1 protein-coding gene is annotated in these 1,241 nt (G+C 45.9%); it reads left to right on the top strand.

Going from position 1 to position 1,241, the window contains the following annotated elements; translation table 11 throughout:
• Nucleotides 1–1,241: two-component regulator propeller domain-containing protein (locus KIV40_RS27770; protein ID WP_285352418.1), on the top strand; the 1,241-nt coding region annotated here is incomplete at both ends.

Raw genomic sequence — 1,241 nt, forward strand, 5'->3', positions numbered from 1 at the left:
AGCGACATTCGAATTAATGATGCCGAGCGAGTGCTTTCTAAATGGGTACTGGCCACATCAGCAGGGGGTTATCGCTCTCAAGATCGAGAGTTTGAACACATCACAGCTTCGGGTAAGCACTATATCGAAGAGGTGTACTTTTCTGATGCTAGACGTGAGTTACTTGTCGGGACACGTAATGGGTTAGTGATCATAAACCTCTCTTCCCCAGAAGCGGTAAAACAAATTCCGGGTTCACATGTGTTGTCGCTCGCTGAGACCTCTGGTCAATATTGGGTTGGTACTGAACACGGACTCATGAGTTACAACTTTATCACGGGAAAAGTGACACAGTTTCAGCGTTCTGATAACCAAGACTTTGCATTACCTGGCGAGAAGATTTATTCGCTGGTTAATGACTCTTCAGGGGGGATGTGGATCGCGACTAATAATGGCATTCGTTATTTCTCTTTATACAGTAGCACCTTTCAACGAACGTCCATTTCGGGCCTGGGAATGCACTCGGTACGATTCTCGGTCAACAAAATATTAGCGACCAGTGAATCTAAGTTTTGGATTGCGACCTCGGAAGGCGTCTATGTTACGGATACCGACAAAGATAGTCAGCCGAAACGTATCTATTCCGAACCAGCTGACGATATTGTGGCTTATCAAGGTCTTATCTATTTAGCGACGCCAACGGGCTTAATAGCGATTGACCAACACAGCCAGCAACTCGTTTCCCTAAACCTGCCACGGAGCTTACGCCAACGACAGGTCGATACGCTCGCTCTTGACAAACAAGGCGTGCTTTGGCTGACGTCTGAACAGAATCTTTATGCGCTGGACTTAACGACCAATAAAGCGACTGCCTATGGTATGGAGTGGTTGGTTAGCAAGTACTTACCTGCAAAGATCACCGATTTATCGGTAGACAATCAGGGCGAGGTTTTTATTGGGACAGACCATGGTTTTTACTCACTCGTTGATGGAAAAATTAGCTTTAAGAGAAGCAGTTTAAGGTTTGGCAAAGTTGTCGATATTGCCCACTCTAGCGATGGTTCACATTGGTTCGCCGGCAGTTACGGCGTATATCGAATAGCCAATGGCAGTAACTACATTGAAGATGTCGATCTAGTAGAGGATAACATCAGCCCGGTTTGCTTAGTCAGTGATAAGCATGGGGTTTGGCTTGGATCTTCAAAGGGCATCAGCTTTTGTGGTCTTAATGGTGTGTTAAACAAACACATCGGTTCACCGTC

The sequence above is a fragment of the Vibrio sp. D173a genome (genome assembly GCF_030248475.1).